13 protein-coding genes are annotated in these 15,681 nt (G+C 37.6%); 4 read left to right on the forward strand and 9 right to left on the reverse strand.

Features of this window, described 5'->3' with window-relative positions; all coding sequences use genetic code 11:
- The first annotated feature begins 22 nt into the window (after nucleotides 1–22).
- From HMAT_RS00225 to HMAT_RS00240, 4 genes are read left to right on the forward strand one after another with little or no spacing between them, the layout of a single operon-like run.
- Complete coding sequence (locus HMAT_RS00225; protein ID WP_104380827.1) at nucleotides 23–1,297, forward strand: parallel beta-helix domain-containing protein; 1,275 nt, start codon at nucleotides 23–25, stop codon at nucleotides 1,295–1,297.
- 2 nt (nucleotides 1,298–1,299) lie between these two features.
- Nucleotides 1,300–2,376 (forward strand): SO2930 family diheme c-type cytochrome, encoded by a 1,077-nt coding sequence (locus HMAT_RS00230; protein ID WP_158655543.1) that lies wholly within the window; start codon nucleotides 1,300–1,302, stop codon nucleotides 2,374–2,376.
- Between the two features lie 40 nt (nucleotides 2,377–2,416).
- Nucleotides 2,417–3,808 (forward strand): aldehyde dehydrogenase family protein, encoded by a 1,392-nt coding sequence (locus HMAT_RS00235; protein ID WP_104380829.1) that lies wholly within the window; start codon nucleotides 2,417–2,419, stop codon nucleotides 3,806–3,808.
- Nucleotides 3,809–3,832: 24 nt separating this feature from the next.
- A complete protein-coding gene (locus HMAT_RS00240) occupies nucleotides 3,833–4,423 on the forward strand; it encodes a TIGR00730 family Rossman fold protein (RefSeq protein ID WP_104380830.1) in 591 nt (196 codons plus the stop codon).
- Nucleotides 4,424–5,206: 783 nt separating this feature from the next.
- Here HMAT_RS00240 and HMAT_RS00250 read toward each other — a convergent pair.
- The 9 genes from HMAT_RS00250 to HMAT_RS00290 all read right to left on the reverse strand — a co-directional run bounded on the left by HMAT_RS00250 (nucleotide 5,207) and on the right by HMAT_RS00290 (nucleotide 15,451).
- Nucleotides 5,207–6,001, reverse strand: a complete 795-nt coding sequence (locus HMAT_RS00250; RefSeq protein WP_104383227.1) for a (Fe-S)-binding protein — start codon at nucleotides 5,999–6,001, stop codon at nucleotides 5,207–5,209.
- Nucleotides 6,002–6,008: 7 nt separating this feature from the next.
- Entirely contained in the window at nucleotides 6,009–7,307 is a 1,299-nt protein-coding gene (locus tag HMAT_RS00255; protein ID WP_104380832.1) for a (Fe-S)-binding protein, read from the reverse strand.
- A gap of 193 nt (nucleotides 7,308–7,500) precedes the next feature.
- Nucleotides 7,501–8,172, reverse strand: coding sequence for a TetR/AcrR family transcriptional regulator (locus HMAT_RS00260; RefSeq protein WP_104383228.1), 672 nt, complete (start codon nucleotides 8,170–8,172; stop codon nucleotides 7,501–7,503).
- 451 nt (nucleotides 8,173–8,623) lie between these two features.
- Nucleotides 8,624–9,190 (reverse strand): OmpH family outer membrane protein, encoded by a 567-nt coding sequence (locus HMAT_RS00265; RefSeq protein WP_104383229.1) that lies wholly within the window; start codon nucleotides 9,188–9,190, stop codon nucleotides 8,624–8,626.
- Nucleotides 9,191–9,294: 104 nt separating this feature from the next.
- Nucleotides 9,295–9,828 carry an OmpH family outer membrane protein gene (locus HMAT_RS00270; RefSeq protein ID WP_104380833.1) on the reverse strand — a complete coding sequence of 178 codons (534 nt, stop codon included), beginning with the start codon at nucleotides 9,826–9,828 and terminating at the stop codon, nucleotides 9,295–9,297.
- Between the two features lie 371 nt (nucleotides 9,829–10,199).
- A complete protein-coding gene (gene bamA, locus HMAT_RS00275; RefSeq protein WP_104380834.1) occupies nucleotides 10,200–12,764 on the reverse strand; it encodes an outer membrane protein assembly factor BamA in 2,565 nt (854 codons plus the stop codon).
- 115 nt (nucleotides 12,765–12,879) lie between these two features.
- Nucleotides 12,880–13,617: an isoprenyl transferase gene (locus tag HMAT_RS00280; RefSeq protein ID WP_104380835.1), complete on the reverse strand. Its 738-nt coding sequence runs from the start codon at nucleotides 13,615–13,617 to the stop codon at nucleotides 12,880–12,882.
- A gap of 236 nt (nucleotides 13,618–13,853) precedes the next feature.
- Entirely contained in the window at nucleotides 13,854–14,738 is an 885-nt protein-coding gene (locus HMAT_RS00285; RefSeq protein WP_104380836.1) for an NAD kinase, read from the reverse strand.
- A 50-nt stretch (nucleotides 14,739–14,788) separates the two neighbouring features.
- The gene (locus tag HMAT_RS00290; protein WP_104380837.1) at nucleotides 14,789–15,451 is read right to left on the reverse strand and encodes a CBS domain-containing protein; all 663 of its coding nucleotides are present in this window, start codon (nucleotides 15,449–15,451) and stop codon (nucleotides 14,789–14,791) included.
- Nucleotides 15,452–15,681 lie beyond the last annotated feature (230 nt).

A 15,681-nucleotide genomic window follows, 5' to 3' on the forward strand; every position in this document is an offset into this window, starting at 1 on the left:
ATAAACCATAAAAAGATAAATCATGAAAGGATATGTAAAAAACTGGCTCATAATGGTGTTCATAAGTTTCGCCTTTTGGAGCTGCAAGAATCAACAAAGTAAAGATTATAACATGTTGACTTTTGGGCCCGGGCAGGAGGAAGCGATTGAAGAGGCTTTTCTGTCGATTAAAGATAGTACGAATATACATTTGAAATCGGGTAAATATCGTTTTGATAACCTAAGTATCGCGCAGGTAAATCATATTAAAATTGAAGGTGAGGGACATGATAAAACAATCATTGACTTCTCAGGTCAGATACAGGGGGGAGAGGGAATCCGTATTACTGATGTTAAGGGATTGACAATAGGGAGTATGACGATCCGGGATTCGAAAGGAGATTTATTGAAAATAAACAATAGCCAGGACATTATTATTACGGATCTACACAGTGTATGGAGTTCGGCCGATTCTACAAGTGGTGGATATGGAATTTATCCGGTGCTTTGTAAAAATGTTCTTATTGAAAACTGCTATGCCGAAGGGGCGTCAGACGCAGGTATTTATGTTGGACAAACCAAAGGAGTCGTGGTAAGAAAATGCAAGGCATCAAAGAATGTCGCTGGTTGTGAAATTGAAAATACGACAGATGCCAAGGTATATGACAATGAGTTTTATGGAAATACTGCTGGTTTTCTGATTTTTGATCTACCCGATCTATCCCAGCGCGGCGGACGAGTGAAGGCTTATCGTAATAATATTTATGATAATAATTTTAAGAATTTTGCAAAAGGAGGTAGTTTTGGGACTTTTTGGGGGGTAGGAAATGCTTCACCCGGAAGTGGAATTATTATCCTTTCCACATCAAATATCGAACTATATAACAATACGATTGAACAAAATAACACTTCTGCTATTACCATAGCTTCTGGTTTTGCTGTGGATGAGAAGGCCGCGGAGCGTATCAATAACAACTACTCGCCAATACCCGCTCATATTAAAATCCATGGAAATACAATAAGCATGGGAGATAAGTTTCCTCAGCCTGCCTATGAACACCGTATTGGCCAATTGATTATTGCTACTGAAGCGCAGCTAAATGCAGTCGAACCCAATCGTTCAGCGAAAAGAATCCCTGCAATTTTGTATGATGGGATCACCAGCAACATTATGACCAATGGGACGGCCTTAAATCCGGATGCTATTTGCATTGACCAGCCGGGTGAGAATATGTTTGTTTCAGCAGATTTTAAACATGCGGGCCAGACAGACAAATGGAAACCATCAAGTAATGTAAAACCATTTCAATGCAAATAGCCGTGAAAAATAGAAAACTAACCCTAATTGGGATTGTTATTTTGAGTGTGTTCTTTTTGACTTTGCAACAAAGCTGCCGGCCAGGGGAAAATAAATCGGAACAGCTCAATAATTCATTCGTGTTTAAAGAAAAGCTTTCTGGTTATGGATTTTTCAAGGGAAAGTTGAGGGATCTATTGCCGAAAAAAGGGGTAATCCCTTACGAGCTAAGTACACCTTTGTTTTCAGACTATACGGTTAAAGATCGCTTTATTATTCTTCCACAGGGAAAATCAGTTGAATATACTGCACAGGGGCCTTTAGATTTTCCGGATTCAACAATAATCGTTAAAAATTTCTCCTATATCAATGTTCAAGGGCAGAAGATTATTATTGAAACCCGTTTATTGGTCAAAGACCCCGCAGATCATAACTGGAAAGTGATGAACTACCTTTGGAATGCTGCGCTGACGAATGCCGTTAAGCATATTCGAGGGGCGAAATTAGCGATCACTTTAGTCGATAACAATGGGAATAGGCATAAGACAAGTTATATGGTGCCAAATACCAATGATTGTAAGCGTTGTCATAATAATGCATCGAAATTAATGCCAATAGGTCCTAAAGCCCGTAATTTGAATTTTGTCCGTTCGGGCGATTCTGTCAATCAATTGGCTCACTGGAGTGCCAGGGGATTGTTGAAAAATATGCCCGACTTAGAGCATGTCGCGCAATTGCCCGTATGGACGGATAAGGATAAATATAGTCTTGAAAATCGTGCCCGGGCTTATTTAGACGTTAATTGCGCCCATTGTCATACAAAGGGCGGAGACGCATTTAATACGGGATTATTTCTCAACTACGAAGAGGATACGCCGGCACATCTGGGTGTGGATAAGGCCCCTGTATCTGCAGGAGGAGGAGCAGGTGGCTTAAACTATGATATTATACCTGGAGATTCCGAACATTCCATCTTATTGTATCGAATGAATAGTATAGAACCTGGCACATCAATGCCTGAACTGGCCCGAAGTATAATCCATAAGGAAGGTGTGGATTTGATCCGACAATGGATAGATAATATGCCAAAGAAAAAGTAACATTATCTTCGCCTTTCAATTTTATATTAATTCGAATAGCATGATCGAACAAATAGATTCCATATTTCAGCAACAGCAGCTCTTTAAAATTGAATTGCGATATAGTGATGTCCGGGAACGGATAGAAAAGCTGCGTAAATTGCGCCGTGTAATTGAAAGCAACGAAGATTTAATTTATGAAGCGTTGGCAAAAGATTTACGCAAATCAAGAAATGAAGCTGCAATAAGCGAGGTATTATTTATTTATGGTGAAATCGAGTTTGCTATTCGTCATTTGCGAAAATGGATGCAGCCAAAACACGTAGGGAGTTCAATGACAAACCTGCTGGCAAAAAGTTGGATTGTATATCAGCCCAAAGGGGCTGTTCTGATTATATCTCCCTGGAATTATCCCTTTCAGCTTACCATGAGCCCATTGGTATCAGCCATTGCCGCCGGTAATTGTATTGTGTTGAAACCGTCTGAACACAGTCCATATACTTCGGCGGTAATTCGGATGATGATTTCCGAAGCATTTGATACCAAAGAAATCGTTTGTATCGAAGGCGAAAAGGCTACAGCGGAGACCCTTTTGAAACTTCCTTTTGATCATATTTTCTTTACCGGTAGTTCTGTGGTGGGCAAACAAATTATGAGCGCTGCTTCTGATCATTTAAGTTCCGTAACCTTGGAGCTCGGAGGAAAATCGCCGGTTATATTGGATGAAACAGCTTACCTTGAAAAGGCCGCAAATAAAATAGCCTGGGGGAAATTGATCAATGCGGGGCAGACTTGTATTGCTCCAGACTACATTCTTGTCCCTAAAAAAATGCGCGATGAATTTGTAAAACATTACTTGAATGCTGTAAAAAAAATGTTTTTTACAGGGAGTGGTGGAATAGACCCTACCCGCTATGCGAAGATTATCAATCAGAATCATGCTGATCGCCTCAGTACTTTGATCGCCAGATCGGTTGAAGGCGGGGCAACGCTGGTTGAAGGAGGGTTGCTGTCGGAGGATTTAACATTAACTCCAGCTTTGTTGATGGATGTTTCTTTGGATAATGCAGTCATGAGCGAAGAGATATTCGGACCTATCCTTCCTATTATAACTTATGAAAAATTGGAAGAAGCAATTTCTATCGTAAATCGGGGTGAAAAACCACTTGCATTGTATATTTTTAGCGAAAGTAAGCACCATACCCAGCTTATCATCAAACAAGTTGCTTCCGGAGGTGTCTGTGTCAATGATGTGCTGATCCATGTCTCTAATCCTCATTTACCATTCGGCGGGGTCAACGGTAGTGGCCTGGGAAGCTGCCACGGTTTTTTTGGCTTCAAGGCATTCTCACATGAACGTGCTGTCATGCGTCAATCTAAATATGATCTTTCCAAATGGATTTATCCCCCTTATAAAGATGGAATATTTAAATTGCTAAAAAAATGGATTTAGGCTGCTTATTTTTTATACTTGTATATGAATAAAATTAAAAGCATTGTTGTGTTTTGCGCTTCCAGTTTGGGCAATTCCACTATTTATGAGGATCAAGCGAAATATGTAGGTCATATTTTTGCACAACGGAATGTGCAATTGGTATATGGCGGTGGACGCGCAGGATTAATGGGCGTGGTTGCAAATGCCGTTCTGGAAAAGGGTGGTTCGGTCATCGGTGTTATTCCCCATTTTTTAAACTCAAAAGAACGGGAACATCGCGGCGTAACAAAGTTAATTGTAGTAGATAGTATGCATGATCGTAAACGAATCATGAATGATTATGCCGAAGGAGTTATTGCGCTGCCCGGTGGATTTGGGACACTGGAGGAGCTTTTTGAAATGACTACTTGGGCACAACTGGGGCTACATAGAAAACCTGTTGGGATATTAAATATTAATGGGTTTTATGATCATTTGATCAAATTTATGGATCATATGGTTCTTGAGGGGCTTTTAAAACAGGAGAATAGAGAAATGCTGTTGATAAGCGATTCAATTGAAGGGCTATTAGATAAGATGGAAAACTATGAGGCGCCAGAGGTAACAAAATGGATCCGAAAAAATGAGATTTAAAAAAGCGTTGTTGTTTTAACAGGTTTTGCTTTCTAATACAGTCTTGACACAGCTCCTCTACTTTGTTAAGGCTGCTTTTATTTTAATAGTGTTTTTGGAGTTTTCTAACAGAAATTCTTTAACTAATTATATTACAATTCAAAGGTCTTGTTACCCCTTTATTAATTACTGCTCCTCCTTTTGTCTTCCTGCACAGACGGTTTCGCCTGACAGCTTAAAATCATGAAAATTGATAAAATAAAATCATTTCTAAGCATTATAAGCGGTAAAATCCCCGCCAGTTGTCTGAAGCATAGCATATCTCACGATATGTATGTTGAGCACTGCAAAGCTAATGCGCTAACTGTATTCTGTAGAGCAAAAGATGGATGGATACGTCGGCTGCTCCATTTACTTGCTGATCCCTATCTATTGATTTTCTTACACCAGATTTTATTAAATCAGCATATCAGACTGCAATTTTTGGATTTCGCAGGCTCTTCTGGGAAAACCATTGATTTTTTTTTGAAATTTGCAATTTGATCAATTTTTTCTACAAAATGATCAATAGATAGTTGGACGATACGTTCTATCTTTGAAATGGCTATCAACTTGGTTTGATTGATGGGGAATAGGAGAAATTACCCATCGCTAGCTCGATCATAGGTACCCATATTTTAACCGGCGGGGTGCCTATGACGGCTAGCTTTTAGCAAGTTAAAGGGTAATGTCCTTAACAAAAAAAGGCTTGATCTTCGGATCAAGCCTTTCTTGTTTTATATCGTGATTTTTAAACTGAAATAGTTAAAGTTTATTTGCCCGGGCTGTTATTTCTGCAATATCGAGTACTTCTATTTCGGACTCTTTCTCTTTTATTTTTACACCGTCTTTTAACATCGTCATACAGAAAGGACATGCCGCAGCAACAACCTGTGGCTGTATTGCTATTACCTCTTCAATTCGCTCAATATTGATATCTTTCTTACCTGATTCGGGTTCTTTAAACATTTGACCCCCGCCGGCACCGCAGCATAGACCGTTGCTCTTGCAGCGTTTTAATTCAACAAGTTGTGCATCTAGACTTTCAAGAACTTTTCGAGGTGCTTCATAGACTTCATTTGCGCGACCCAAGTAGCAAGGATCATGATAGGTTATTTTTTTCCCCTTAAAGATGTTATTGTCGGCCGGTTTCAACTTGCCCTCGTCGATGAGGCTTTGGATCAATTGCGTATGATGAATGACTTCGTAATAACCACCCAAAGCAGGGTATTCATTTTTAAGTGTGTTAAAACAGTGGGGACAAGCGGTTACAATTTTTTTGATTTCGTAGCCATTCAAAACCTCTATATTCATCATGGCCTGCATCTGAAATAAAAACTCATTTCCACTTCTTTTAGCAGGATCACCGGTACAACTTTCCTCCGTTCCAAGAATAGCATAGTTAATGCCAACGTGTTGGAGAATTCGACAAATATCACGTGTTATTTTTTGTGCCCGCTCATCAAAGCTACCGGCACATCCCACCCAAAATAATATATCGGGAGTTTCTCCCTTAGCTAACAGTTCAGCGACTGTTGGAACTTTCAATTCATTTTCCATCATTAAACTATTGTTGTTGAGTCCAATTTGCGCGATCCATTTGTGCATACTTCCATGGCGCACCATTATTCTCAATGTTTCCAAACATATTATTGACACTTGCGGGCGCCTGAGATTCCTCCATAACCGCAAAGCGACGAAGTTCGATGATAATGTCCAATGGATTAATATTGACAGGGCATTGCTCTACACAGGCATTGCAGCTCGTACAAGCCCATAATTCTTCGCGGCTGATATAGGTATCAATGAGAGACTTGCCATCCTCCACGAAGCTGCCATTTACCTTAATGTTATTACCTACTTCAGCTAGTCTATCTCTTGTATCCATCATTATTTTTCGCGGTGAGAGGAGTTTTCCGGTGATATTGGCAGGACAGGAGGATGTGCAACGTCCACATTCGGTGCAAGTATAGGCATCCAAAAGGCTTTTCCATGTTAAATCCTGAACATCCTTGGCTCCAAAACGCGCTATTCCATCCGAAGATGGCGGCGTAAAGCTTGGATCAAGCATTGCTTTTACTTCATTTGTTACAGCAGCCATATTGGATAATTTCCCTTTGGCGTCCAAGTTTGAAAAATAGGTATTGGGAAAAGCGAGTATGATATGCAAGTGTTTCGAGTAGGGCAGGTAATTTAAAAAAGCCAATACACCTAATATATGAAACCACCAACAAGATCTTTCGATGATATATAAAGTCGTAGTTGTTGTTGGCAAATAGGGTAGGAGATAGTGGCTTACTGGAAACGAACCAACTGATTTAAAATGCTCGAATCCATAAAGTTGTAATTTAAGATCGGTTGCATTCATCAGCAGAAAAGCCGACATCAGCAGAATTTCTGTTACCAAGATGATATTAGCGTCGGTTTTGGGCCAATTATTAAGATCTTTACTGTTCAGGCGATTTACTCGAATGACATTTCTTCGAATCAGGAAGACTAAGCAGGACACCAACACCCCAAGCGCCAGCCATTCAAATGAGCCAATTAGGAAATTATAGAAACTTCCCAAAAACGAAAATACCCGATGGGTTCCGAATAAGCCATCGAAAATAATCTCCAACATTTCAATATTGATGATAACAAAGCCTAAATAGACAAATAAGTGCAGAATGGCAGGAATAATACGCTTAAACATCTTTTTTTGCCCAAAGGCAACCAACAACATCGTTTTCCAACGCTCCGAAGACCTGTCAGAACGATCTAACTCTCGACCTAATTTGATATTACTATAGATCTGCCGTGCATTTTTACTAAAGAAAAATAATGCGCCCAGAAAACAAACTGCAAATATTAGTTGACCGATCATATGCTCGAATATTGGTTACATAACAAATATAGTATATTATTTTGTTATGCTAACATAATAAAAATAAATCAAAAAAGCAGATTGTTCACATCATTTTCTGAAAATTTATAAGGAAAAGATCGGGGAATGGGAAAAGAGGCTTCCAAGAAATTATGGAGATTTCTTGGAAGCTGAGGTTCTTTTATTTATCGAGTTATTCTACGTCGATAAATGTCTGCTTAAGTATTTTTTCAATCGTTTTTTCGATACGTTTTTTTCCTTCTTCTGTATTGATATCGATGCCACAAAATGTGCTGCCCGTCGATTTGGCCTGTAAGCTTAGGTAGTAAATTCCACTAATCAATAAAGCTAATGTCGTTCTTACATCATTTTCAGAATTTTCAAATTTTGGATCAAAGTATTTAAATAATTCTTCGCCAAGAGCTTCACGGCGATCAGCGATATTTTTTAGTGCTTTTGTTTTCTCGCCCAATCCCCAATGAATGATTTTCTGTTTGGTTTTATCTTTTAAAAATGTATTCAACTGGGATTTTAGTAGTTCATTTACTAGGTTAACATCAATATCCTGTGGATGTGATACCATCTGTTCCAAAACTCCTTTATCTCCGATTTGCCAAAAATCTTTTTGCGTTAAGTAAGCTTCAACCAATTGGTCGAGACCACCAAAATAGTTCCAGATAAGCGCTTTATTTAATCCACATTCAAGCGCGATATTCGGACCGTTCAAGGCATGGTAGCCTTTCTTTTGGATGACTTTTCCTACCGCAGCGATCATGCGTGCTTTGGTGCGTTCTTTGTCTCGGATGGGACCAGATGTTACTTTTCTTTCTTTCTTTGGATGATCCTCAGTTACTTTCTTTTTCATTAGAATAATTTGTTTATTCATTACCAGTTTGTTTTCAAAGGCATTCGTGCTGCCTTCGGCGGTTTAATAGCATTGAAGCTATCATAGACTGAGTTATATAAGCCTTTGAGCTGATTTAAGCCCATGATCATTTCATGCGATTAAAACCATTTGTAGCAATGAAGCTTCCATGAGTTGTCCTATTTGTTCGTTAGTAAACAAATTTGAGCTCATGATGTTTTCATTAGGGTAGATATGTATTTTTTTACAATATCTAAATTTTAGCTGGTAAAAACAAGAAAATCGTATGGCAGATTTTTATTCCTATTCATGAATCAATTTTAATAGCTATTTCTTAACTCATTTAGTAACATAATCAGCTGCTGATTTCAGGGTTTGGGTGAAGAAAAGGGATAATAAAAAAGGGATTATTCATTCGAATAATCCCTTTTTTATGCCGTTAAATATGTTATTATTTTCTCGCTGGTGCTGCAGGTGCTGCTGTAGCAGAAATACCTAATTTAGTTTTAACAGCAGCAGTTAAATCTTCTCCACCTTGGAAATAAGGAATGTTTGTACTTGAGATATCAAATACATAAGCCATACCTTTTTCTTTCGATACTGCAGTGACTGCCTCAGCTACTTTTCTTTGAATTGGCGTAATTAATTCATCTTCTTTTTTACCCAATTCTTCTTGTGCTGCTTGTTGTGCAGTTTGGATACGCGATTGAATATCTTGTAACTCTTGACCTAATTTATTGATTTCAGGATCAACGGTCTCTTTATTCGCTTCACTTCTGTTACGTAATTTATCATTCGCCTCTTTTTGTTTAGTCTGATAAATGGTAACCATATCTTGAATTTCTTTTGTTTTACCGTCACTCAATGTTTTCAATTGGCCTTCAGCTGTTTTGTATTCTGAAGTGGATTGAATGATTTCAGCAAAATTGATATGACCAAGTTTTTGCTGCGCATTCGCGAATTGAGTTGAGAAAAATACTGCCACTATAGCAACCGCACCTTTAAATAAATTTTTCATGCTTTTCATTTTAATCTAATAAGCCATCTCTATGGCAATCTTTTTAGTTTTCTAATTAATTACTATTTGTATTACTTGTGTCTACAATGATAATAAACTCCAGCTTAGTTTGCAAGACTAGGATTAGGTTTATAACCTAATTTTGTAATGACTTCATTACTTTTATTCAATTTTGGGTTCGCATATAGGAAAGTGGATTCTTTTCCTTTATCCATAATGAAATCAAAATTTTGTGCTGAAGCAACTTCTTGTATCGCTTTTGCCACACGGTCCTGAATAGGTTTTACCAATTGCACACGTCTTTTGAAAAGTTCACCTTCGAATCCGAATTTTTGTTTTTGATAATCTTTTACCTCTTTTTCTCTGGTAACGATTTCGTCTTCACGACGGCGACGCATATCTTCGTTTAATAAAACTTGATCTTTTTGATAAGCCTGATATAATTTTTCTATTTCAGCATATTTTTGATCAACCTCTTCCTGCCATTGTTTAGAAAGATCATCCAATTGTTTTTGTGCAGTGGTATATTCGGGGACATGTTTTAGGATATATTCTGAATCTACATACGCAAGCTGTTGAGCAAATGTCGCTGTAGCACTCACGACTACAAAAGCTATAACTAACAATATTTTTTTCATATTTCCTGTAAGTTTTATAGACTATAATTTATTATTTAACATTAATTTACTTTATGACAATGTATACGCTCAAAAGTTTAATCTAGCAAATCGCCTTAAATAAATTTACGGCTCAAAAATAACAAAAAAGATGCAATCTAACAGATATTTCTCGGGTTTAACACTATTTAACTTGTTGGCCGATTCTCAAGATGCCCTTCTAGAAGGGGCAGTATGGCTAACTTTTGTTGCTGAAAATAAGCTTACTTCAATATAGGAAGATTTAGCTATATCTTGCTTTAAATTTGAAAATTAATTTGATACAAAAAAAGCTATCGCAGTTTGTACGATAGCTTTTTTTATTAGGAGTGATCTTAAGGCTTGGATCAACCTTAGAATCCACCCATATTTTGCATAATGCTAAATGTAAAGTTTTGTTTCCAGGTGCTGCTCGGTAATCCTGGGATAGGATCGAATGCGTGACCGTAGTCAATTCCCAGCATACCAAAGATAGGTAAGAAGATACGGGCACCTACACCCGCCGAACGGCGTACTTTAAATGGATTGTATTCAGTGAATTTGTTCCAAGTGTTACCTGCTTCGGCAAATGCCAATACGTATACAGTCGCTTGATCATTTAACATCACCGGATGACGCAATTCCATTTGATACTTCGTGTAGATCGGGCTACCCGAGTTTCTTGCTACGTTGACATTTTGAGTGCCTTCTGGAATAATCACACCATTTGCATAACCACGCATAGCGATAATTTCTGAACCCTGAAGGTAATCAAATCCCTGCATACCATCACCACCAAGTTTGAATCGTTCGAAAGTAGAAATTTCTGTTTTATTGGAATACTTTCCTAAGAAACCAAACTGTGCCTGAGCTTTAAAAACTAATTTTCCTACAATTTTTGCATACCATTGTGAATCGAATTTCCATTTGTGGTATTCAGTCCAGCGGTAACGATCTTGCGGAGTACCATTTTTATAGTCAACGTTATTGAACAATGAATAAGGAGGCGTTAGCTGTACTGAGAATTTGATGTTCGAACCCGAAGTAGGGTAGATCGGAGCATCTATCGAGTTACGGCTAAATTCTTGTGTCAAGTTAATATTGTATGCTGTACCATTGTCAAACAAGAAATAGTTGCCATAATTTTGAAGTTTGTAACGTTGGAACGATAATGAGGTATTGGCTTGGAACCAGTTATCAGGCCATTGTAAACGCTTACCTAAGGTTGCGGTGATACCCGTCATCCAAATACGGTTCAATTCCGAATCTTTTACAACTTGCTCGCCGGTGTAATAATTGAATCCACCATAGGATGAACTAGAGGTATAAGCACTTAAACCAAAATAGATCGGTTTTTTTCCACCTAACCAAGGCTCTGAGAAGGAAAAACTATAGGATTGATAACGTTTACCTGAAGTCTGGCCACGTACACTTAATTTTTGTCCATCACCACGGGGTAGGGGTTTCCAGGAGCTCTTATCAAAGAAATTGCTTGTGGAGAAGTTATTGAAGGTTAATCCTAGTGTACCGATGATCTGTCCTGCACCATATCCCCCTGAAAGTTCTACCTGATCAGAAGGTTTTTCGGTTACATTATAAACAATATCCACTGTTCCTTCGGCATAGTTTAAATTGGTCGGAACTGGATTTGTTTTTTGTTCATCAAAATTTCCTAATTGGGCAATTTCACGAACACTTCGCATAATTTGCTCTTTCGAGAATTTTTGCCCCGGTTTCGTATAAATAGAACGTAAGACCACACGATCATTCGTGACATCGTTACCTTTTACAATGACGTTGTTAATGGTATATTGTGCACCTTCGTAAACGCGTAAATTCAAATCGATGGTATCATTATAAACACGTGTCTGCTCTGGATCTACGGAGAAAGTCAAATATCCATCATTCATATAGATCGATGAAATATCATCAGAATTTCGACCACCGCCTAGCAATTTGGTGTTCAGTTTTTCTTCGGAGAATACATCCCCGCGTTTGATTCCTAAAATTTTATTTAATAGCGTATCCGAATATTTTGCATTTCCTGTCCATACAATATTACCAACATAATATTTAGGCCCTTCGTAAATATCAAAATTTACCAATACATTTTTTTCTCCATCCCGAATGACCGTATCCTTTAAGATTTCGGCATCCCGATACCCTTTGGCCGCCATTTTCTTGATCAGGTTTTCTTTACCCTCTTTGTATTTCTCTTCTTTGAATTTACCTGGGCCAAAGATGCGGTACCACATCTTTTGTTTGATTGGCTTCGCCATTTTCCGCAGCTCTTTTTGAGAAAAATGTTCGTTGCCTGTAAAGTTCATTTTTTTGACTCTAACTTTATGTTTTTTATCCACATCCGCAATCAGGATTTCGTTATTGGCTTGCGCCGAATCCTTAACTGTTTTGAGTGTAATCTCAGGGTATAAAAAAGCTTTTTCTTTTAGAAAACGTTGAATCGTTGCACGTGTAGTATTCATCAAATTTTCGTTGACGATTTTACCTGTATTGCTATTTAAGCGTTTACGTACTTCTTCGGTTTGGCTTTTGCTTAGTCCATTAATATCAATGCGTGTTAAACGAGGACGTTCTACTACACGGATGGTCAAAAAGATGTTTTCGCCCTCAATTTTTTCTGCCCATAATTCGACATCATCGAAGAGGCCTTGAGCCATCATATCTTTTACTACTTTTGCGGTAGCTTCACTTGGTACCTCCAAATATTGACCTACAGACAATTTAGATATGGTAATTAATACATTTTTATCTAAAAATTGTGTTCCGGTTACGTCAACAGCACTAATTACATAGTTTTTAGGGTTGAGATAACTGATTTTTTCGGGATCATTTAAGTTGAACGCACCATTTTCCTGTCCATAGACAAGTTGCATTGATGAGAGACCAAAAAATAGTATTACGGGTAGTATACGCTTCATTTATCTTGAATTATTGGCGCTAAAGTACACCAATCAGTTGTTAATTTTTGTTAATTAAGAAAATTTAACCAGCTTGTTTTTTATTCAAATCAGTTGACAAATTTAATAAAATCATTTATAACTGTTCACTTGTTTTTCCAAACCGTCTTTCTCGCTGTTGATATTCTACAATTGATTTATATAAATCTTCTTTTGTAAACTCTGGCCACATCTTTTCTATGAAGCATAACTCAGAATAGGCAATTTGCCAAAGAAGGAAATTACTGATCCGAAGTTCTCCACTGGTTCTGATCAATAAATCTGGATCTGGTAGGTCTCGGGTATAGAGATTAGCAGCGAACATGTCGTCATTGATTTCTTCTATGCTCAATTCTCCGGCCTTAACTTTTTTAGCCAGATTTCGGGCTGTTTCCACGATTTCCTGACGAGAGCTATAGCTTAAGGCAAGGGTTAGTGTGCAGTGTGTATTGTCTTTAGTAGCGTCAATTGTTTCCTGCAGTTTTTTTTGTGCATTCGACGGAAGCTTGCTGATATCTCCGATGGCATTTAGTCTGACACCATTTTCCTGAAATGTCTTGATCTCTTTTTTTAGAGAGGAAACCAAAAGCTCCATCAGCGCTATCACTTCCAGTTTTGGTCGATTCCAGTTTTCGGCGGAGAATGCATAGAGTGTTAGAAATTTAATGTTGGCCTGAACGCATCCTTCTAAGGCCTCTCTTACCGCTTTTACACCATTTTGATGGCCAAATACCCGGAGTTTGCCTTTTTGTTTTGCCCAACGGCCATTACCATCCATGATAATGGCAATATGTTGGGGTAATTTAATGTTATCAATTTGATCTAAAAAGCTCATTGTTGCTATTTTCAATAAAATTAACACCTTTAGCCTACTAACAGCTTATTCGTGTGTTAAAACCAGAAACTGGTTCTCTGTGTATTATCTTCAAACGAATTTTGACCTCGCAGAATGAATTCGTTTGATCATTATTGTTGAAACCTCACTATAGACGCCTTATGTATCTTATCTACGCTTATTTGTTCCAAATATCGATTTTTAATTGGAAATTCAGAAGTACAATATGATAAAGATTAGTAGTTTCTGACATCGATGCCCCAAAGTAGCTTCTCTCTCAATGTGCTAAAAAAGCTTTCGTGTGGAAGACGAATCAGGTTAATCGTGAATGGGGCTTGTTTAATTGTCAGTTTGACCGACGTATCAATAGACTCGTTTTTTGAGTCACAGCTGAGTATGTATTGATTGCTTCGGCTCTCAATTTCAAGTTCAAGCGTGAATTGATTTGAAATAACGATTGGTCTGACATTAAGATTATGTGGTGAAATCGGTGTAATGACAAAATTTCCACTTTCAGGCATAATGATTGGGCCTCCACAGCTCAGTGAGTAGGCTGTAGAACCAGTAGGGGTGGCGATAATCAAACCATCCGCCCAATAAGAATTGAGCAGTTCACCGTTAATTCGTGCGTTGACAGTGATCATGGCAGAGCTGTCATAACGAAATACCGTAATATCATTAAGTGCATAATGATTGCCCTGAAATAAATTGATCTGTTCAGACTCTACGGATAGAAGAACACGTTTTTGGATATCGTAACGATTGTTTAATATATCATCTATTGCATTTTCGAAATCATTTTTATTAATAGAGGCCAAAAAGCCAAGACGCCCAAAATTAATTCCTGCAATCGGTATACCAGAGTCTCTTATGAGTGATACTGCGGACAACATTGTTCCATCGCCACCTAAACTGAGCATAAGATCTGCGCTGTCTTTAATTTCCTCGTACGTATGATAGGTAGGGAAATTAAAATCACATTCAAACTGCGTTGTCAAGAACTTATAAAAGGGGTCATAAACCCAAATATCGACGTTTTTATTAACGAGATATTTAAACAAGTGCTTCACATGTGCTATAACGGAGGGTTGAAACTCTCGTCCATATATCGCAATTCTCATATTTTTTGAATTTATGGGGCAAAGATGAGAAAAAAACTAATCTTAAATAACTAAATGTTGATGTAATTCATAAGCTGCTGATAACGTTCTGCTGTGTCATCAAAAGCGGCAACAGTATTGTGTGTCTCCATAATTATATAATTATGTCTTAGGAAAGAATTAAGCAATGCATTGATATTGGATTTATCTACTTTTAAAGTAACTTCAATCGAGTCGCTTTCAAGGTTTATTTTTGTAGCGCAATTGAGAATTCTACAATTGTCACTCTCCACCAAGTGCGCAATTTGAGATAATGAAAAGTCATGTAATCCAATTGATAGGACAATAATAGCTCCGGATTCATTTTGAGATTGAATCAATGAAATTGCTTTTAAAATATCTAATTGTGTAGAAACACCGACATATTTGTTATCCTGATCCAAAATAGGAACCAGTGAACTATTATATACGGTCATCATGACTAGAGCATCATAGGGATGTTGGTTAAATTTAAGCTGTATCGGGGCTGTATTAATTTTAATGGCGGAAATAGGAGCTTCTTCATTGTCAGCATCCAATAAAATTGACTCGTTGACAAATCCAATATATTCATCTCCATTTAAAACAACTAATTCTTTACAAAGCATGTCCTGTAATTTTTCTAATGCCTGCTGTATTGAATCAGCTTTTTGAATGCTGAAATCTGCGTTTGAAAGAAATTGTCCTATTAACATACCCAAACTTAATAAAAAAAATGATGTGAAAGGGAAATTTTTATAGATCAGGTTCCTCCATGAAACAGAGGCTTTTTTGAATTTAATGGATAAAATAAAAGTAAGTAATCACATTATTGCAAATAAGTACAATTTTAATGTTTAAAATTGTACTTTTATTAGCATTCTGTTAGTATTTTTGTCAGCTATTTGCTATGCTTAAATAGGGCAAGTAGGTGTTTTTAGTCAGA

This window comes from Sphingobacterium sp. HMA12 (assembly GCF_002933815.1).
GTDB lineage: Bacteria > Bacteroidota > Bacteroidia > Sphingobacteriales > Sphingobacteriaceae > Sphingobacterium.